Consider the following 16,865-nt stretch of genomic DNA (forward strand, 5'->3'; position numbering starts at 1 on the left):
CCCTCTCTCAAAGAGAGAGGGGTTTGGGATCCCCATCCAGATCCACCCGCTGGCGCACGATCTCCAGCCGATCCCCCGCGTCGCGCATCTCGTAGAGCTTGCCGCGGGCGTTCTTGAAGGGGCGGTGGACCACCATCATCAACTGGCCGTCGAAGCGGTGGAACAGCATGCCGTGGCCGCTGTCATGGCGGACCAGCGGCGGCAACTGCTCCCAGGGCCCTTCGATCGTTCCGCTTTTCGAGCGGGCTTGCGACTGGACGTAACCGTTCTTGTCGTAGCTGGACCACAGCATCAGCAGTTGGCCCGTCTTCGTCGTGAACAGCTGCGGGCCGTCGGTGACGTAGGCCAGATCGCCTTCCGGCTGCTTCTTGCCGTCGGCCCACGGCGCCTGGCTGGCGGTGAACAGCGTGCGGGGCGGACCGGCGGCGGCCAGATCGTCGGTCAGGGGCAGGGCCTCGATCGCCCCGTCGCCCACCTGCAGCCATTCGCGCGAATAGACGTACCAGGGCCGCCCGTCGGGCGCGATATAGAGCGTGCCGTCCAAGGTCATCAGCGCTTTCGGCGCGACCGGCTCGCCGGCGCGGACCACGGTGAACGGGCCCTCGGGACTGTCGGCGACCGCCAGGATCGTGCCGCGCCGGTAGGGCTTGCGCTTGCCGGTCGGCGGCAGCAGGGCCGCCTCGTCGTGGAAGGTGGCGAACAGGAACCAGCGGCCCCGCCACTCATGAACCTCCGGCGCCCAGGCCCCGCCCTTGAACCAGGCGTCGGTGGGCGCCCGAAAAACGCAGCGCGGCTTTTCCCAGTCCAGCAGATCGTGGCTGACATACATCATCACGCCCAGGCCCGGCGTTCCGCTGAGGCGGGCGATGTTGGACGTGTAGAGCCGGTAGAGGCCCGCCTTCTGGTCGGCGACCATGAACGGGTCGTGCAGCGGCATGTTCGGCAGGCGCAGCGTCGGCTCGGCGCGGGCAGCGGCGGGAAGGAGCGCCATGGCGGCTGTCCCGAGGGCCACAGCCCGTCGCGAGGTGTCGATGGCCATGTTTCCTCCAGGCACGCTTTTACGGAGCGCGATCTAGGAAGACATGGCGGCGCTTTGCAACGGCGAGGGCAGGGGGCAAGCTGGCGGCGTTGCCGTGGTGTGCGGCAAAGGTCGTGCTGGTCTATCGGTGTTTTAGGGCATAAACCTCGGCCGATAACGAAGCATGCGACAGAGGCTGGCCCTATACCGCCTCGTCCCGAGGAGGAACGCGTTGATCGAGTCGGTTCTGATCGCCAATCGCGGCGAGATCGCGCGCCGGATCATCCGCACCGCGCGCGAGATGGGCGTTCGCACCATCGCCGTCCATTCCGAGGCCGACACCCACGCCCCGTTCGTGATGGAGGCCGACATGGCCATCCTGATCGGCGGCTCGCCGGCCCGTGAGAGCTATCTCGACCCGGCCAAGATCCTGGCCGCCGCGCGCCAGACCGGCGCCGAGGCGATCCACCCCGGCTACGGCTTCCTGTCGGAAAACGCCGACTTCGCCCAGGCGGTGATCGATGCAGGGCTCGTCTGGATCGGCCCGCCGCCGTCGGCGATCCGCGCCATGGGCCTGAAGGACGCCGCCAAGAAGGTCATGATCGAGGCCGGCGTGCCGACCACGCCCGGCTATCTGGGCGACGACCAGTCGGTCGAGCGGCTGACCGCCGAGGCTGGGAAGATCGGCTTCCCCGTGCTGATCAAGGCCGTGGCCGGCGGCGGCGGCAAGGGCATGCGCAAGGTCGACCGGGCCGAAGATTTCGTCGAAGCCCTGGGCTCGTGCCGCCGCGAGGCCGCCGCCAGCTTCGGCGACGACCGCGTCCTGCTTGAGAAATGGATCACCAGCCCGCGCCACATCGAGGTGCAGGTGTTCGGCGACCAGTTCGGCGATGTCGTCCACCTGTTCGAGCGCGACTGCTCGCTGCAACGCCGCCACCAGAAGGTCATCGAGGAGGCTCCGGCCCCCGGCATGGACGAGGAGACGCGTGAGGCGGTGTGCGGGGCGGCCGTGCGCGCGGCCCAGGCCGTCGGCTATGTGGGCGCGGGCACGGTGGAGTTCATCGCCGACGCCAGCGAGGGCCTGCGCGCCGACCGCATCTGGTTCATGGAGATGAACACCCGCCTGCAGGTCGAGCATCCGGTCACCGAGATGGTCACCGGCCAGGACCTGGTCGAATGGCAACTGCGCGTCGCCTCGGGCGAGCCCTTGCCCCTGGCGCAGGACGAGATCGAGCTGCAGGGCTGGGCCATGGAGGCGCGCCTCTATGCCGAGAACCCGGCCACCGGCTTCCTGCCCTCGACCGGTCCGCTGAAGCATTTCCGCCTGCCCGAGGGCGACGTGCGCGTCGACAGCGCGGTGGAGGAGGGCGGCGAGGTCACGCCCTTCTATGATCCGATGATCGCCAAGCTGATCGCCCACGGCGTCGACCGCGAGGACGCGGCCCATCGCCTGGCCGAGGCCTGCAAGCTGGTCGAGGTCTATCCCGTGAAGACCAACGCCGCCTTCCTGGCCGCCTGCGCCAGCCATCCGGACTTCGTCGAGGGCGCGATCGACACCGGCTTCATCGCCGCGCGGCTGGACGAGCTGACCGAGCGCCGGTTCTCTGACGCTCCGACCCTGGCCGCGATCGGCCAGCGGCTGGAGACCTTCATGGCCGCCGACCAGCCCAAGGCCGATCCGTGGGCCAGCGCGCCGTCGCGCCTGCTGGGCTTCCGCATGGGCGCGCCGCGCGCCGCCATGGCGCTGCCGCTGACCGTGGACGGCGCCAGGGTGCCGCTGCGCGTGGGCCTGGTGACCGGCGCGGGCGACGACTGGTCGTGGGACATCACCGTCGAGGACGGCCGGCCGCTCGACGACGTCGACGTGCTGCCCGGCGTCTACGGCCGCGATCCGCTCTATGTGTTCGAGGGCGGCGACGTGCGGGAGTTCGATTTCGCGCCTCAAGTCGGCGGCGGCGCCCATGGCGCGGCGTCGGACGGGGCGATCCTGTCGCCCATGCCGGGCAAGGTGGTGTCGGTGGCGGTCTCGGCCGGCCAGGCCGTCACCAAGGGTCAGACCCTGTTGGTGCTGGAAGCCATGAAGATGGAACACGCCCTGGCCGCCCCGTTCGACGGCGTGGTCGGCGAACTGTCGGCCGTGGCCGGCGGCCAGGTGGCCGAGGGCGTGGTGCTGGCGCGGCTGGAGGCGGCCGGCTAACCAGCTCTCAAGCTCCGTAAAATCCCCGCGAAAGCGGGGATTTTACGGGTGAGGAGCGGGGCTCGTCCGAGCCTTCCGCTTGCGCCGCGGCCACCACGCGCTAAATCGGCCTCATGGCTCTGCACATGATCAAGCTGGTCGTCGGCTGCGACACGATCGACGACCTCGTCGCCTGGCACAAGGAAGGCCATCCGTGGGTGATGCACACCCGGATGACGCCCAAGCGGATCGACGAGATCCTCGACGGCGGCTCGCTGTATCGCGTGTTCAAGGGCCAGGTGCTGTGCCGCCAGACGATCCTGGCCATCGACACGGTGGGCGAGGGGCAGAATGCGCGCTGCGAGGTGACGGTCGATCCGAACATCGTCCGCGTCGCGCCGCAGCCGCGCCGGGCCTTCCAGGGCTGGCGCTATCTGAAGCCCGAGGACGCGCCGCCCGACCTCACCGAGGGCGAGGCCGCCGAAATGCCGCCCGAGCTGGCTCGCCAACTGCGGGAGCTGGGCGCCTGGTGACCGCTTAGCGGATCATCAACCCAGGCGTGCGACGATCCTCGCTCGACCTTCACGGGGAGAGCGAAGATGCGACTGGCCTATATGGCGCTCGGCATGGGTCTGCTGTTCCTGGCGATGATGATCGCCGTCGGCCTAGCCCTGGTGACGAAGGCTTAAGGGCGCCGTCTCAGGCGCCCCCCCGTTCAGGCGCCCATGTTGTCGATCAGGCGGGTCTTGCCCAGCCAGGCGGCCGCCAGCAGGCGAGCCTTTGCGCCATGCAGCGCGTCCGGCCCCAGACGCGACAGGTCGTCGGCGTCGCGGAAATCGAAATAGTCCACCTGCCTGAAGCCGGCGGCCTCTAGCGCGGCCTTGCCGGCGGCCTCGGCCGTCTCGACGCGCTCGCCGGCCTGCACGGCGGCGATGGCGGCCTTCATGGCGTCGGGCAGGGCCACGGCGGCGGCGCGTTCCTCGGGCGACAGGTAGGCGTTGCGCGAGGAGAGGGCCAGGCCGTCCTCGGCGCGGGCGGTCGGGGCGCCGACGATCTCGACGGGCAGATCAAGGTCACGGGTCACGCGGCGGATGACCTGAAGCTGCTGGTAGTCCTTCTCGCCGAAGACGGCGATGTCCGGTTCCGCCTGGATCAGCAGCTTGGTGACGACGGTGGCCACGCCGCCGAAGAACTGCGGGCGGGCCGCGCCTTCCAGCGGTTCGGAGACGCCCGTCAGGTTGATCGTGGTGGAGAAGCCCTGCGGGTACATTTCGGCCGCATTAGGCGCGAACAGCAGGTCGCAGCCGGCGCTTTCGAGAAGTTCGGCGTCGCGGGCTTCGCCGCGCGGATAGGCGTCGAAGTCCTCGTGCGGGGCGAACTGCTTGGGATTGACGAAGACGCTGGCCACCGTGCGCTTCACGCGGGTCTGGGCCAGGCGGATCAGCGACAGGTGGCCGTCGTGCAGCGCGCCCATGGTCGGAATCAGCCCCACCTGCTCGCCGGCGGCTTTCCAGGCGCGGACCTGTTCACGCAGTTCGGCGACGGTGCGGACGATACGGGTCATGTCGGGGGACTCTGCTGCGACGCAAAAACGAGCGTTCGGACGCGCGGCTTATGGCCGATATGGGACAGCGGGTCCACCTGCGACACCGAGTCTGTGGACGCAGGGCGCCATAAGATTGACGCTAGGAGCGCGCAGGGCGTTTCATGCGCGTTAAGATTTTGGTTAGATTCGCCCGAGTCGGCGGAACGAAGGATGAAGCCTATGGCCGAAACGCGCGTGATCGTCGTCGGCAACGAAAAGGGCGGTGCCGGCAAGTCCACCATCGCGATGCACCTGATGACGTCGCTGCTGTACGGCGGCGCCCGGGTCGCCATCATGGACCTGGACCTGCGCCAGTGCACCAGCATGCGGTTCTGCGAGAACCGCGCGGCCTGGCTGGCCGGCAACGACGTCAAGCTGCCGATGCCGCAGACCTTCCGTCTCAGCGAGGATGACGTGGCCCTGGCCGCCGGATCCGAGGCCGAGCAGGTCGCCGCGTTCGAGAAGGCGTTCCTGGCCGCGCGCGAGGTCGCCGACTTCGTGCTGATCGACACCCCCGGCGGCGACACCCAGATCACGCGCATGGCCCACGGCCTGGCCGACCTGATCGTCACCCCGATGAACGACAGCTTCGTCGACTTCGACATGCTGGGCCACGTCGACCCGGTGACCATGGAGCTGCAGAAGCCCAGCCTCTATTCCCAGACGGTGTGGGAGGCCCGCAAGGCCCGCGCCATGGCCGGCCAGCGCCAGCCGCTGGACTGGGTGGTGCTGCGCAACCGCCTGGCCACCACCGAGGCCCGTAACCGCAAGCGCCTGGAAGACCGCCTGACGGCCCTGGCCAAGCGCGTGGGCTTCCGCATGGGCCCCGGCCTGCGCGACCGCGTGATCTATCGCGAACTGTTCCCGTTCGGCCTGACCATCGCCGACCTGTCGACCCAGGTGCGTCCGGTGCCGGTGTCGCTGCAGCATCTGGCCGCGCGCCAGGAGTTGCGGGCCCTGATGCACTCGCTTGGCCTGGCCGCCTTCTCGGGCGAAACTCTGCTCGCCGCCCAGTAATCCGTTGGGGCGGCGCCGGGTCCGCGCATGCTGTTCTATCTGATCCTCGGCGCGGTGGTCGTCGCCTGGCTGCTGTGGGGAAAGCGAAAGCCGCTTCTGGTCGGCGAGGGCTGGCGCGTCGGCGCCGGCGTGGCCTCGGCCGCCGCCTTCGCCGCCGCCGCCTATGCCGGCGTCCGCAGTCAGTGGCCGGCGACCCTGGCGCTGTGCGTGCTGGGTCTGTGGTGCGCCACCTCGGCCCGCCAGCGGCCGGTGATCCGCAAGGTCTCCGAAACGGGCAAGGCCCAGCTGTCGGCCAGCGAGGCCCGCTCCATTCTCGGCGTCGACGCCAAGGCCGGCCCCGACGAGATCCAGGCCGCCTATGCCCGCCTGATCCGCCTGGCCCATCCCGACAAGGGCGGCACGGCGGGCCTGGCCGCGCAGCTGAACGCGGCGCGGGATCGACTGCTGAAGGGGCGGTGAGGCCCCGGCGCCCGGACCTCTGCGCACCCATCACCGTTCAATCCCCGCGAAGGCGGGGACCCAAGCTGATTTTCAGGGTGAAGCGCGCTCGGCGATAGACCCGCTGCCTCTGCTTGGATCCCCGCCTTCGCGGGGATGCTCGGAGGAGGGGAAACGACCCGTTCAAGTGCAATGAAAAAGCCGGCAACCGTGAGGTTGCCGGCTTTTCAATTGTAGATCGCAGGGCTTCTGATCAGCGCGGAGCGATGACCATGCAGGGCTGGCGCTTGGCGCTGATCGCCGAGCAGGCCGCGCGGGCGGCGTCGGCGGTCATGCCCTGGAACTGGGCGCGGAAGGCGCCGCCGGCGGCGCTGACCACGGCGCCCTCGGCGTCGGCCACGGCCTTGGCGAAGCGATCACGGACGATGCCCAGCTGCTTGTTGGCCAGGCTCTTGGACTGGAAGGCGCCGACTTGGACGCTCCATTCGCCCTTGGCCTTCTTCGGGGCCGGCTTGCCGGCGTCCTTGGCGGCCTTGAGGGTGGGCGAGACCTTCACCGGCGCGGGGCGCGGGTTGTCTGTCAGCACGATCTTCAGGCCGGCCTGGTCGCCGTCGCCCTCTTCCGAGGAGGGGCGCATGATCGGACCGGTCGGATCGTCTTCATAGAGGTTGGCGGCGATGCTGGTGCGTTCGCCGTGCGAGCGGCGGCGCATCACGTCGAAGCCGGTGGTCAGCAGGTCTTCCATGTTGTTGTCGCGCCAGGCGGTCGACGAACCGCCCAGAACCACGGCGATCAGGCGGCGGCCGTCGCGCACGGCCGAGCCGGCGAGGTTGTAGCCCGAGGCGTTGGTGTAGCCGGTCTTCAGGCCGTCGAAGCCCTCCATGCTGGAGAGCAGACGGTTGTGACCGCGGATGTAGCCGCCGCGGAACTCGAAGCCCTTGAGGCTGAAGTAGGAATAGTACTGCGGGAAGTCGCGCATCGTGGCGCGCGACAGGATGGCCAGGTCGCGCGCGGTGCTGATCTGGCGGCTGTCGGGCAGGCCCGAGGCGTTCACGAAGCGGGTGTTGCGCATCCCCAGCTCCTGGCCCCTCAGGGTCATCAGGGCGGCGAAGCGGCTTTCGCTGCCGCCCAGCTTCTCGGCCATGGCGGTGGCGATGTCGTTGGCCGACTTCACGGCCATGGCGCGAATCGCCTCGTCGACGCTGAGGCTGTCGCCCGGACGCAGGCCCATCTTGGTGGGAGCCTGGGCGGCGGCGCGCGGCGAGATCGGCACGCGGTCGGTCAGCTTCAGGCGGCCTTCGCTGAGCGCCTCGAACGTCAGGTACAGCGTCATCACCTTGGTGACCGAGGCCGGATAGCGCGGGCTGTCGGCGCGCTTGTCGTACAGCACCTCGCCCGAATTGGCGTCGATCACGATGGCCGCGTACTTGGGTTCGGCGGCGTTCAGCTGCAGGTACGGGATCTGAGCCGAAGCGACGGTGGGAGCAGCGACGCCGACCAGCGAAGCCGCGGCGAGGCCGGCGGCGACGAGGAGGCGACGGGCGGAGTTAAGCTTGGCGAACATGCGACAAACGTCCGTCATTTGAACTGAGCGGTTCCGCACCGCCACACGCGTGAGAGCTAGCATGCGCGTTGTCGCCTTACGCCAAAGTAAACAACTGGTGAGCGCTTTCGCCGCAGATTAAGATAAAACTTAGGCGTTGCGGCAACGCTTCGCTCGGCATGCGGTCCGAGTACGGAGCAGCTTCACCTAGGGTTATGGTGCGCTGCACAAAATCGTTTGACTGCTGCACTGCAACATGAGAAAACCATGTCGTCCCAACGCATGGCGCGGGATCGCGGCCCGAAAACCCTAACAAGGTCGCGTCGTCCCACCATGACCCGCCCAGGAGCCCTCCCCATGGCCGTCACCGAGACCCTGAAGAGCACCGTCGAGCAGTACACCTCCGCCAGCAACCAGGCGTTCAAGGATGGTGTCGACAAGTCCCTCGCCGCCCTGGCCGAAGCCAACACCCATTCCAAGAAGAACCTCGAAGCCGTGGTCGCCTCGGTGACCGCCGCCACCAAGGGCGCTGAAGCCCTGGGCGCCGAAGCCTTCGCCTACTCGAAGAAGGCCGCCGAAGACCAAGTGGCCGCCGCCAAGGCGCTCGCCGCCGCCAAGAGCGTGCAGGAAGCCGTCGAGCTGCAGACCGCCTGGGCCAAGTCGGCCCTGGAAGCCTACATCGCCCAGCTGAGCAAGGCCTCGGAGATCGTCTCGGCCTCGATCAAGGACTCGGTGAAGCCGCTGAACGAGCGCGTCACCGCCACGGTCGAGAAGTTCCAGGCCGCTCGCTAATTCGAAATTCGGAACGGCCCCGCTTGCGGGCCGTTTCCAAGTCTACCCAGCCTTCAGGCTCGGACCTCGCGGTCCGGGCCTTTTTTCTTGTGCGCCTTGGCCCGGACCCTGGGGCCGGGCCTTTTTTCTTGTGCGCCTGGGGCCGGACCCCGCGTCCGGGCCTTTTTCCTTGTACGAAGGCCCGCCCTTGCTAAGCATGCGCTCTCGGTAAGGGAGCGTTTGAATGTCGAAGGTGGAAGAGCGTCTGGCGGGTCTGGGGATCACGCTTCCGCAGCCGGTGGCCCCGGTGGCCAACTATGTGCCGTTCGTGCGCTCGGGCAACCTCGTCCACATCTCTGGCCAGATTTCGATCGACCCGGCCGGCGGCATCAAGGGCACGGTCGGCGTCGACGTCGACCTTGAAACCGCCCAGAAGGCCGCGCGCCTGTGCGGCGTGAACCTGCTGGCCCAGATCAAGGCCGCGGTCGGCGACCTCGACAAGGTGGCCCGGGTGGTCAAGCTGGGCGGCTTCGTGCAGGCCGGCCCCGACTTCATCGACATTCCCAAGGTCATCAACGGCTGCTCGGACCTGATGGTCGAGGTGTTCGGCGACGCCGGCCGCCACGCCCGTTCGGCTGTCGGCGTCTACAAGCTGCCGCTGGGCTTCGCCGTCGAGGTCGACGCGGTGGTGGAGGTCTTCTGATGCGCGCGCGTCCGCGGCCCGGGACCGAGGTGTTCGGCGAGGCGTGGGAACGCCTCTTCGATCCGCCGATCGCGCACCGGGGGCTGTGGACGCAGGGCGGCGCGCCCGAGAACTCGCTGGCCGCCTTCCAGGCCGCCTGCGCGAAAGGCTACTCCATCGAGCTGGACGTCCAGCTGACGGCCGATGGCCAGGCGGTGGTCTTCCACGACGATCGCCTGGAGCGCCTGACGGGCGTGGAGGGCCGGCTGCGCGATCATACCGCCGCCGAGCTTTCCGCCATGAAGCTGTCGGGCACGGACGAGACCATCCCGACCCTGGCCGACGCCCTGGCGGTGATCGGTCACCGGGCCATGGTGCAGATCGAGCTGAAGACCCCGTTCGGCGAGGTGGGCGAGCTGGAGAAGAAGGTCTCGGAGATCCTGATCGACCACAATGGTCCGATCGCCGTGATCGGCTTCAACCCGTACTCCCACGCCTGGTTCGCCGACCATAATCCGCAGGTGCTGCGGGGCCTGGATTCCTACAGCTGGAACGACGAGAACGCCCGCAAGCTGGCGCCGGAGCTGCGCAAGTCGCTGGCCGCCCTGGAGCAGGTGGAACTGGCGCGGCCGGACTTCCTTGCGTTGGGGCTCGACATGCTGCCCAGCCCGCGAGCCGACGTCTTCCGCGCCAAGGGCATGCCCATCGTCGCCTGGACGGTGCGCTCGCCCGAGCAGTGGGACGCCGTCTCCGACCATTGCGACAACCTGATCTTCGAGGGCTTCGCTGCGTGAGTTCGCTTAAGGCGGAGGTGCGCGTTCACCGCCGCATCGCCGATATCGGCCGCGAGGCCTGGGACGCCTGCGCCGGCGCTTCCGGCGATCCCTTCGTCAGTTTCGACTTCCTCGACATCCTCGAAGAGAGCGGCTGCGCGGCCGATCGCACCGGCTGGGCGCCGCATCACGTCAGCGTCTCCGACACCGACGGCGCTATCGCCGGGGTGATGCCGCTCTATCTGAAGAACCACAGCCAGGGCGAATACGTCTTCGACCACGCCTGGGCCGACGCCTACGAACGGGCAGGGGGCAGCTATTATCCCAAGCTCCAGTGCTCGGCGCCGTTCTCGCCGGTCACCGGCCCGCGCCTGATCGCCCGGCCCGACGCCGATCCCGACGAGGCGCGTTCGGCCCTCCTGGGCGGAGCGCTGACCCTTTGCGAGCGCATCGGCGCCTCGTCGCTGCACGTGACCTTCCCGACGGAGGACGAGTGGGACTGGATGGGCGACCGCGGCCTGCTGCGCCGGCAGGACCAGCAGTATCACTGGGAGAACGCCGGCTACGCCACGTTCGACGACTTCCTGGCGGCCCTGTCCTCCAACCGCCGCAAGACCATCCGCCGTGAGCGTCGCGACGCCCAGGATGGGCTGGAGATCGTGGCCCTGAGCGGCGAGGCGCTTACCCACGAACACTGGGACGCCTTCTTCGGCTTCTACATGGACACCGGCGCCCGCAAGTGGGGGCGGCCCTATCTGAACCGCCGCTTCTTCTCGCTGCTGCACGAGCGGATGGCCGACAAGGTGCTGCTGATCCTGGCCCGGCGGCCGGGCGGGCCGTGGATCGCCGGCGCGCTGAACCTGCTCGGCCGCGATTGCCTCTACGGCCGCCACTGGGGCTGCACCGAGGACGTGCCGTTCCTGCATTTCGAGCTCTGCTACTACCAGGCCATCGAGCACGCGATCCGCCTTGGCCTGCCGCGCGTCGAGGCCGGCGCGCAAGGCCAGCACAAGATCGCCCGCGGCTACCTGCCCAGCGCCGTCTACTCGGCCCACTGGATCGCCGACCCGGCGCTACGCGAGCCCGTCGCCCGCTACCTGGAGCGCGAGCGCGAGGCGGTGGCGGAGGACATGGTAATGCTCACCGAGGAGTATTCGCCCTTCCGGCACGAAACCTAGAACACGCTGGTGAGGGCGTTGGTGGAGTGGTGGCGCAGTCCCGCTCAAGTCCGCCAACCTCACCCGAAGTTAGTGCAGGCTGACCTCGGCCACCTTGTCGCGATAGTCGCGTTTCGGGTCATGGCCCAGCATCAGCTTCATGCCGGCGAACAGGCTGTTCTCGTTAAGCCAGATCCGCGCGTGCTCGGGCTCGAAGCGCAGCAGGCGAAGCGCCGGATCGGTCTTGCCGGTGAACCAGGCGGCCACGAACGGGCTCCAGAGGCCGTCTATGGCCTGGCGGTCGTTGTCGATGCGCAGGCGGCCGTCGATCTCGGCGAACAGGTCGTGGCCCTTGGAGGCGAAGTGCATCACCGCGTCGCGCTCGTGGTGTAGGGCGGCGACCATGTCGCAGTCGGCCGAGGTGAAGATCCACAGCGGGCCGCCTTGCTCGCCCTCCATCAGGGCGGTCATGGGCTGGCTGTGGCCGCCCTCGACATCGGGCAGGCCCAGCATGACGGTGCGGTCGGCCTTCAGGGCCTTCCAGAACTTGGTGGTGAGATCGGCTTCCTTGGACATGGTCTTGTCCTCCCACCGTCAGAACGTGGCCGCGCCCGGCGCCGTTCCCGTCAGGAGCGGTCCCAGGCCGCCTTCAGCAGGGCCTTAACCTCGTCGTCGACCTCGGCCGGGGAAGCCAGGGCCAGCTTGGCCTTCAGCCGCTCGGACCAGCTCTCGTTCTTCGGCTCTGACAGGCGAGGGGAGGCGTCGGGCGTCAGGGCCAGGCCCAGCGACACCGTTCCGCCCTTGATGGGGCGTGCGGCCGCAAACTGCACCTTGTTGGACCAGGCGGTGAAGGCCTTGCGCTGGCCCGTGACCAGTCCCGGGAAATCTGCCACGGCCGCCTCGATCGCCGCCAGGATCGCGGTCGAGGCCGGGTCGGTCCACAGCGCCGCGCGCAGGCCCTCGGCGTCGTCCCAGCCCAGTTCGGACGGGAAGGCGACGCCCAGAATGTGCGCCGCTCGGTTCACGCCAAGACCATGATTGGCCTTCAGCCAGTCGATGCGGGCCTTGGGTTTGGTCTCCTTGCAGTCGCGGCGGACGATCTCGACCCACTGCTCCAGGGTCTTGCCGGTGTCGCGCTCGAGGCTCGCCTGCACCGAGGCGAACCACTTCTTCTGGCGTTCGGTCAGGCCCTGGCCCGTCTCGTCGGTCTTGCCCATGCTTGCGCGCCCTCCCTGGTTTGCTAGAGCCTGTCCCACGCAATGGAGACGACCATGAGCCTTCACGGAACCTACGACCCGGACAATATCTTCGCCAAGATCGTTTGCGGCGAGATCCCGAGCGTGAAGGTGTTCGAGGACGACGAGGTCCTGGCCTTCATGGACGCCTTCCCGCAGTCGCGCGGCCACCTGCTGGTGATCTCCAAGACCTCCAAGGCGCGCAATGTGTTGGAAGCCGAGCCCAAGACCCTGGGCCGCCTGATCGGCGCGGTGCAGAAGGCGGCCCGGGCCGTCACCAAGGCGCTGGACCCGGCAGGCGTGGTCGTCACCCAGTTCAACGGCGCGCCAGCGGGGCAGAGCGTCTTCCACCTGCATTTCCACGTCATTCCTCGATACGAAAACGAGGACCTGGGGCGGCATGGCGAAGGCATGGCCGATATCGAGGAGCTGAAGGCCCTGGCCGCCAAGATCAGCGCGGCGCTCTAGGGCGGACACTTGGTGCGCTCGCTCCTCGACCTGCTGGATGAGACGGATTCCGCCTTGCCGCTGCTGCGGACCTGGATCGACGATCCGGCGGGCAACGGCGGTGTGTTGCTGCCGCCCGACCAGAGGATGCGGATCGAGACGCTGACGGGCCTGCAGGTCACTACGCGCTCGATGCTCGGCGCGATCGCTTACGAGACCGGCGGCGTGGCGGTGGCGGACGGCTTCCTGCGGCTGCTCGGTGGGGGCCTTGTCCGCTCGCTTCCGCAGACCGCCGCGCTGACCGGCGCGCCTCTCGACGGCAGCTACCCTGATGTGATCGTCGTGGCCGATGACGTCTTAGGCGGGCTGTTCGCGCTCAATGGAGGGCGGTTCGGCGCGGGCCGGCCGGGCGAGGTCTTCCATCTGGCGGCTGACGACATCGCCTGGGCGCCGCTCGGCGTCGGCTATGCGGATTTCGTCGAGTGGTGCCTGACGGGCGACCTGAAGCAGCTCTACGAGCCGTTCGCGCACCTCGACGAATATGAAGCGCGGCCGCGTCCCGCCTTCGACGAGGCATACGCGTTCTACCCCTTCCTGTGGTCGAGGGAGGCGAGGGAGGGGCGACCGAGCGTATCCGTGGTCAGCGCCGCCGAAAGTCTGAGACTTCGTCTCGATTTCTGCGGGTTTACCGTCGGCTAGCGGTCATTGTCGAAGGCCAATCTTCAGGGCAGCAGCTTGATCAGCGCGGTCGAGATCGACACCAGCACCGCCATGCCGCCCAGCAGCGCCCAGCCCTGAAGGCGGATCTTCTCGCTGAGGTCAGCGCGGATACGGGCCTCGGTAAGAGCGAGTTCACTGCGGACCGAGGCGATCTCGCCTTTGAGTTCGCTCTTCAGTTCGGTCTTTACGGCTTGAAGCTCTGAACGTGTCGCCAGTTCGCTGATGTCGGGAAGCATCGTCGTCTGCTGCACCAGTTCCACGACAGCCTCGGCTGCGCGCGCCTCCATCCCTGCCTCACGCAGGCGCTTTGAAGCGCTCAGGGTGTCGAAGGGAATGTTGCTCATGAACTCACGCTACTCGTTTGTTCTTGTTTTGTCTACATCCCTTGCGTGAGCGCAAGCGAACCTTTCCGGGCCTGGGGCTTTCCCAGAAGGTCCAGCTTCAGCGGCCGGTGAAGGATAGCGAATGACCGATCCCCTGGCCCGGCGCGGGCTTTACCGTCTCGTCTACGCCAGTCGGGCGGCCGATCCGGCGGCCATCGACGAGACCCTGCGGGCGGTGGTCGTCAAGTCGATCCAGAACAATCGCATCGACGACATCACCGGCTTTCTGGCGGCCGGGGAGGGGCGGTTCCTGCAGGTGCTGGAAGGGCCCGGCCAGACCGTCGCCCAGGCCTATGAGCGGATCGGCGCCGACCCGCGCCACGACGAGGTGGTGCTGATCGCCGACGGCCCGGCCGAGCGGCGGCTGTTCAGCGACTGGAACATGGGCCAGCGGCGGCTTGAGGCGGAAGACGCCTCGGCGCTGTCGGAGGTGGGGTTGGAGCACTTCACGCCGGCGGGCTTGGACGAGGAGCGGGCGATCCGCCTGCTGTCGCTGCTGGGCGCACGCCACCTGCGCTAAGGCGCCAAGCCCCAAAGAAAAAGGCCCGGATCGCTCCGGGCCTTTCCATGTTCAGGCAGCTTCCAGCCTCATTCGGCCAGGGCCGGCTCCTCGGCGTCGTCCGACTTGCCGGACTTGCCTTCCGAGGCGCTTTCGATCTCGAAGCCGATCTTGCCGTTCTCGAGCACCACCTTGACGTGGCCCCCGCGGGTCAGGCGGCCGAACAGGATGTCGTCGGCCAGCGGCTTCTTGATGTGCTCCTGGATGACCCGGGCCAGCGGACGGGCGCCGTAGAGCTCGTCGAAGCCGTTCTTGGCCAGCCAGTCGGCCGCGTCGTCGGCCAGTTCGATCGTGATATTGCGGTCGGCGAGTTGCGCCTCCAGTTGCATGACGAACTTCTGCACGACCTGGCGGATGATCTCCGGCGTCAGCGGCTTGAAGGCCACGACGGCGTCCAGGCGGTTGCGGAACTCCGGCGTGAACAGGCGCTTGAGCGCGGCGTCCTCTTCGCCCTCGACCTTCGACCGGCCGAAGCCGATCGAGTTGCGCTGGGCGTCGGAGGCCCCCGCATTGGTGGTCATGATCAGGACCACGTTGCGGAAGTCGACCTTCTTGCCGTTGCTGTCGGTCAGGGTGCCGTTGTCCATCACCTGCAGCAGGATGTTGTAGACATCCCCGTGCGCCTTCTCGATCTCGTCGAGCAGGACGACGGCGTGCGGGTGCTGGTCGACCGCGTCGGTCAGCTGGCCGCCCTGGTCGAAGCCGACATAGCCGGGAGGGGCGCCGATCAGGCGGCTCACGGTATGGCGCTCCATGTATTCCGACATGTCGAAGCGCAGCATCTCGATGCCCAGGGTCTGGGCCAGCTGCTTGGCGGCTTCGGTCTTACCGACGCCGGTCGGGCCGCTGAACAGATACGAGCCGATCGGCTTGTTCGGTTCGCGCAGGCCGGCGCGCGCCAGTTTCATGGCGGCCGACAGCTGGATCAGGGCCTCTTCCTGGCCGAACACGGCGCGCTTCAGGTCGTTCTCGAGTTCCTTCAGGGCCTCGGTGTCCGACTTGCTGACCGACTTGGGCGGGATACGGGCGATCTTGGCGACGACGGCCTCGATCTCCTTGACGCCGATGGTCTTCTTGCGACGGCTTTCCGGCAGCAGCATCTGGCCCGCGCCCGCCTCGTCGATCACGTCGATCGCCTTGTCGGGCAGCTTGCGGTCGGTGATGTACTTGGCCGACAGCTCAACGGCGACCTTGAGGGCCTCGTTGGTGTATTTCAGCTTGTGGAAGTCCTCGTAGTAGGTCTTCAGGCCCTTGAGGATCTTGATGGTGTCTTCCACCGTCGGCTCGTTCACGTCGATCTTCTGGAAGCGACGGACCAGGGCCCGGTCCTTTTCGAAGTGCTGGCGGAACTCCTTGTAGGTGGTCGAGCCCATGCAGCGCAGGGTGCCCGAGGCCAGGGCGGGCTTGAGCAGGTTCGACGCGTCCATCGCCCCGCCGCTGGTCGCGCCGGCGCCGATGACGGTGTGGATCTCGTCGATGAACAGCACCGCGTTCGGGTGGTTCTCGAGCTCCTTGACCACCTGCTTGACGCGTTCCTCGAAGTCGCCGCGATAGCGGGTGCCGGCCAGCAGCGCGCCCATGTCGAGCGAGTAGATGGTGGCTTCCGCCAGGACTTCAGGCACCTGGTGGGTGATGATCTTGCGCGCCAGGCCTTCGGCGATGGCGGTCTTGCCGACGCCGGGGTCGCCCACGAGCAGCGGGTTGTTCTTGGTGCGACGGCAGAGGATCTGGATCGCGCGTTCCACTTCGTTCGCGCGGCCGATCAGCGGGTCGACCTTGCCCTGGCGGGCCTTTTCGTTGAGGTCGACGCAATAGGCCTCGAGGGCCTCGCCGCCGGTCTTGGTGTTGGGCTTTTCCTGATCTTCCTCGACCGCGGTCGCGCCCTTGGCGGCCTTGGGCTCCGAAGCGCCGGCCTTCTTGGCGATGCCGTGGGCGATGAAGTTCACCGCGTCGTACCGCGTCATGTCCTGCTCCTGCAGGAAGTAGGCGGCGTGGCTCTCGCGTTCGGAGAAGATGGCGACCAGGACGTTGGCGCCGGTCACTTCCTCGCGGCCGGACGACTGGACGTGGATCACGGCGCGCTGGATCACGCGCTGGAAGCCCGCCGTGGGCTTGGCGTCCTCTTCGTCGTCGACCACCAGGGACGACAGTTCGACGTCGAGATAGTTGACCAGGCTCTTCTTCAGGGCGGCCAGGTCCACGTCGCAGGCGCGCATGACGCCGGCGGCGTCGTCGTCGTCGGTCAGCGACAGCAGAAGGTGTTCGAGGGTCGCGTACTCATGCTTTCGCTGATTGGCGTACGCGACGGCGCGATGCAGGGATTCTTCGAGAGGACGCGAAAAAGAGGGCAAGGGGAGGCTC

At 67.9% G+C, this 16,865-nt stretch carries 18 protein-coding genes; 11 read left to right on the forward strand and 7 right to left on the reverse strand.

Annotation, left to right across the window (positions count from 1 at the left end):
• Positions 1-7 precede the first annotated feature (7 nt).
• A complete protein-coding gene (locus P7A99_RS20220) occupies positions 8-991 on the reverse strand; it encodes a glycoside hydrolase family 43 protein (protein WP_277795558.1) in 984 nt (327 codons plus the stop codon).
• 259 nt (positions 992-1,250) lie between these two features.
• Here P7A99_RS20220 and P7A99_RS20225 point away from each other — a divergent pair, with 259 nt between their 5' ends.
• Both P7A99_RS20225 and P7A99_RS20230 read left to right on the forward strand, forming a co-directional pair.
• Complete coding sequence (locus P7A99_RS20225) at positions 1,251-3,215, forward strand: acetyl/propionyl/methylcrotonyl-CoA carboxylase subunit alpha (protein WP_277795559.1); 1,965 nt, start codon at positions 1,251-1,253, stop codon at positions 3,213-3,215.
• Positions 3,216-3,328: 113 nt separating this feature from the next.
• Complete coding sequence (locus tag P7A99_RS20230) at positions 3,329-3,727, forward strand: DUF1489 family protein (protein ID WP_277795560.1); 399 nt, start codon at positions 3,329-3,331, stop codon at positions 3,725-3,727.
• A gap of 182 nt (positions 3,728-3,909) precedes the next feature.
• On the opposite strand, the gene panC is transcribed toward P7A99_RS20230, so the two are convergent.
• Positions 3,910-4,758 (reverse strand): pantoate--beta-alanine ligase, encoded by an 849-nt coding sequence (gene panC / locus P7A99_RS20235; RefSeq protein ID WP_277795561.1) that lies wholly within the window; start codon positions 4,756-4,758, stop codon positions 3,910-3,912.
• 201 nt (positions 4,759-4,959) lie between these two features.
• Between panC and P7A99_RS20240 the strand changes: the two genes are divergently transcribed.
• Both P7A99_RS20240 and P7A99_RS20245 read left to right on the forward strand, forming a co-directional pair.
• Positions 4,960-5,796, forward strand: coding sequence for a division plane positioning ATPase MipZ (locus tag P7A99_RS20240; RefSeq protein WP_277795562.1), 837 nt, complete (start codon positions 4,960-4,962; stop codon positions 5,794-5,796).
• 30 nt (positions 5,797-5,826) lie between these two features.
• Complete coding sequence (locus P7A99_RS20245) at positions 5,827-6,255, forward strand: J domain-containing protein (protein WP_277795612.1); 429 nt, start codon at positions 5,827-5,829, stop codon at positions 6,253-6,255.
• Positions 6,256-6,487: 232 nt separating this feature from the next.
• Here P7A99_RS20245 and P7A99_RS20250 read toward each other — a convergent pair whose 3' ends face one another.
• A complete protein-coding gene (locus P7A99_RS20250) occupies positions 6,488-7,798 on the reverse strand; it encodes a D-alanyl-D-alanine carboxypeptidase family protein (RefSeq protein ID WP_277795563.1) in 1,311 nt (436 codons plus the stop codon).
• Between the two features lie 336 nt (positions 7,799-8,134).
• On the opposite strand from P7A99_RS20250, the gene P7A99_RS20255 reads away from it, so the two are divergent.
• The 4 genes from P7A99_RS20255 (at position 8,135) to P7A99_RS20270 (ending at position 11,181) form a co-directional block, all read left to right on the forward strand.
• Entirely contained in the window at positions 8,135-8,569 is a 435-nt protein-coding gene (locus P7A99_RS20255; RefSeq protein ID WP_165259949.1) for a phasin family protein, read from the forward strand.
• Between the two features lie 223 nt (positions 8,570-8,792).
• A complete protein-coding gene (locus tag P7A99_RS20260; protein ID WP_058347593.1) occupies positions 8,793-9,251 on the forward strand; it encodes a RidA family protein in 459 nt (152 codons plus the stop codon).
• Positions 9,251-10,024 (forward strand): glycerophosphodiester phosphodiesterase, encoded by a 774-nt coding sequence (locus tag P7A99_RS20265; protein ID WP_277795564.1) that lies wholly within the window; start codon positions 9,251-9,253, stop codon positions 10,022-10,024. Before P7A99_RS20260 ends, P7A99_RS20265 begins: the two co-directional genes overlap by 1 nt.
• Positions 10,021-11,181 (forward strand): GNAT family N-acetyltransferase, encoded by a 1,161-nt coding sequence (locus tag P7A99_RS20270; RefSeq protein ID WP_277795565.1) that lies wholly within the window; start codon positions 10,021-10,023, stop codon positions 11,179-11,181. Before P7A99_RS20265 ends, P7A99_RS20270 begins: the two co-directional genes overlap by 4 nt.
• Positions 11,182-11,250: 69 nt before the next feature.
• On the opposite strand, the gene P7A99_RS20275 is transcribed toward P7A99_RS20270, so the two are convergent.
• Complete coding sequence (locus P7A99_RS20275) at positions 11,251-11,736, reverse strand: pyridoxamine 5'-phosphate oxidase family protein (RefSeq protein WP_277795566.1); 486 nt, start codon at positions 11,734-11,736, stop codon at positions 11,251-11,253.
• A gap of 50 nt (positions 11,737-11,786) precedes the next feature.
• Positions 11,787-12,377, reverse strand: a complete 591-nt coding sequence (locus tag P7A99_RS20280) for a DUF4287 domain-containing protein (RefSeq protein ID WP_277795567.1) — start codon at positions 12,375-12,377, stop codon at positions 11,787-11,789.
• Between the two features lie 54 nt (positions 12,378-12,431).
• Here P7A99_RS20280 and P7A99_RS20285 point away from each other — a divergent pair, with 54 nt between their 5' ends.
• Entirely contained in the window at positions 12,432-12,863 is a 432-nt protein-coding gene (locus tag P7A99_RS20285; protein WP_277795568.1) for an HIT family protein, read from the forward strand.
• 12 nt (positions 12,864-12,875) lie between these two features.
• The gene (locus P7A99_RS20290) at positions 12,876-13,541 is read left to right on the forward strand and encodes a DUF2625 family protein (protein WP_277795613.1); all 666 of its coding nucleotides are present in this window, start codon (positions 12,876-12,878) and stop codon (positions 13,539-13,541) included.
• Positions 13,542-13,564: 23 nt separating this feature from the next.
• Here P7A99_RS20290 and P7A99_RS20295 read toward each other — a convergent pair whose 3' ends face one another.
• Positions 13,565-13,906, reverse strand: coding sequence for a hypothetical protein (locus P7A99_RS20295; RefSeq protein WP_277795569.1), 342 nt, complete (start codon positions 13,904-13,906; stop codon positions 13,565-13,567).
• 121 nt (positions 13,907-14,027) lie between these two features.
• On the opposite strand from P7A99_RS20295, the gene P7A99_RS20300 reads away from it, so the two are divergent.
• Positions 14,028-14,465, forward strand: coding sequence for a BLUF domain-containing protein (locus P7A99_RS20300; protein WP_277795570.1), 438 nt, complete (start codon positions 14,028-14,030; stop codon positions 14,463-14,465).
• 68 nt (positions 14,466-14,533) lie between these two features.
• Here P7A99_RS20300 and clpA read toward each other — a convergent pair whose 3' ends face one another.
• Positions 14,534-16,855 carry an ATP-dependent Clp protease ATP-binding subunit ClpA gene (clpA, locus tag P7A99_RS20305; RefSeq protein ID WP_277795571.1) on the reverse strand — a complete coding sequence of 774 codons (2,322 nt, stop codon included), beginning with the start codon at positions 16,853-16,855 and terminating at the stop codon, positions 14,534-14,536.
• Positions 16,856-16,865: the final 10 nt, after the last annotated feature.

Origin of the sequence: Caulobacter endophyticus (assembly GCF_029543245.1) — a bacterium.
GTDB lineage: Bacteria > Pseudomonadota > Alphaproteobacteria > Caulobacterales > Caulobacteraceae > Caulobacter > Caulobacter endophyticus_A.

What these genes read in the sequence shown, in the direction of transcription:
- P7A99_RS20220 (WP_277795558.1), bottom strand. Translation starts at nt 991, where the DNA reads ATGGCGCTCCTTCCCGCCGCTGCCCGCGCCGAGCCGACGCTGCGCCTG.
- P7A99_RS20230 (WP_277795560.1), top strand. Translation starts at nt 3,329, where the DNA reads ATGGCTCTGCACATGATCAAGCTGGTCGTCGGCTGCGACACGATCGAC.
- panC (WP_277795561.1), bottom strand. Translation starts at nt 4,758, where the DNA reads ATGACCCGTATCGTCCGCACCGTCGCCGAACTGCGTGAACAGGTCCGC.
- P7A99_RS20240 (WP_277795562.1), top strand. Translation starts at nt 4,960, where the DNA reads ATGGCCGAAACGCGCGTGATCGTCGTCGGCAACGAAAAGGGCGGTGCC.
- P7A99_RS20250 (WP_277795563.1), bottom strand. Translation starts at nt 7,798, where the DNA reads ATGTTCGCCAAGCTTAACTCCGCCCGTCGCCTCCTCGTCGCCGCCGGC.
- P7A99_RS20255 (WP_165259949.1), top strand. Translation starts at nt 8,135, where the DNA reads ATGGCCGTCACCGAGACCCTGAAGAGCACCGTCGAGCAGTACACCTCC.
- P7A99_RS20260 (WP_058347593.1), top strand. Translation starts at nt 8,793, where the DNA reads ATGTCGAAGGTGGAAGAGCGTCTGGCGGGTCTGGGGATCACGCTTCCG.
- P7A99_RS20265 (WP_277795564.1), top strand. Translation starts at nt 9,251, where the DNA reads ATGCGCGCGCGTCCGCGGCCCGGGACCGAGGTGTTCGGCGAGGCGTGG.
- P7A99_RS20275 (WP_277795566.1), bottom strand. Translation starts at nt 11,736, where the DNA reads ATGTCCAAGGAAGCCGATCTCACCACCAAGTTCTGGAAGGCCCTGAAG.
- P7A99_RS20280 (WP_277795567.1), bottom strand. Translation starts at nt 12,377, where the DNA reads ATGGGCAAGACCGACGAGACGGGCCAGGGCCTGACCGAACGCCAGAAG.
- P7A99_RS20285 (WP_277795568.1), top strand. Translation starts at nt 12,432, where the DNA reads ATGAGCCTTCACGGAACCTACGACCCGGACAATATCTTCGCCAAGATC.
- P7A99_RS20295 (WP_277795569.1), bottom strand. Translation starts at nt 13,906, where the DNA reads ATGAGCAACATTCCCTTCGACACCCTGAGCGCTTCAAAGCGCCTGCGT.
- P7A99_RS20300 (WP_277795570.1), top strand. Translation starts at nt 14,028, where the DNA reads ATGACCGATCCCCTGGCCCGGCGCGGGCTTTACCGTCTCGTCTACGCC.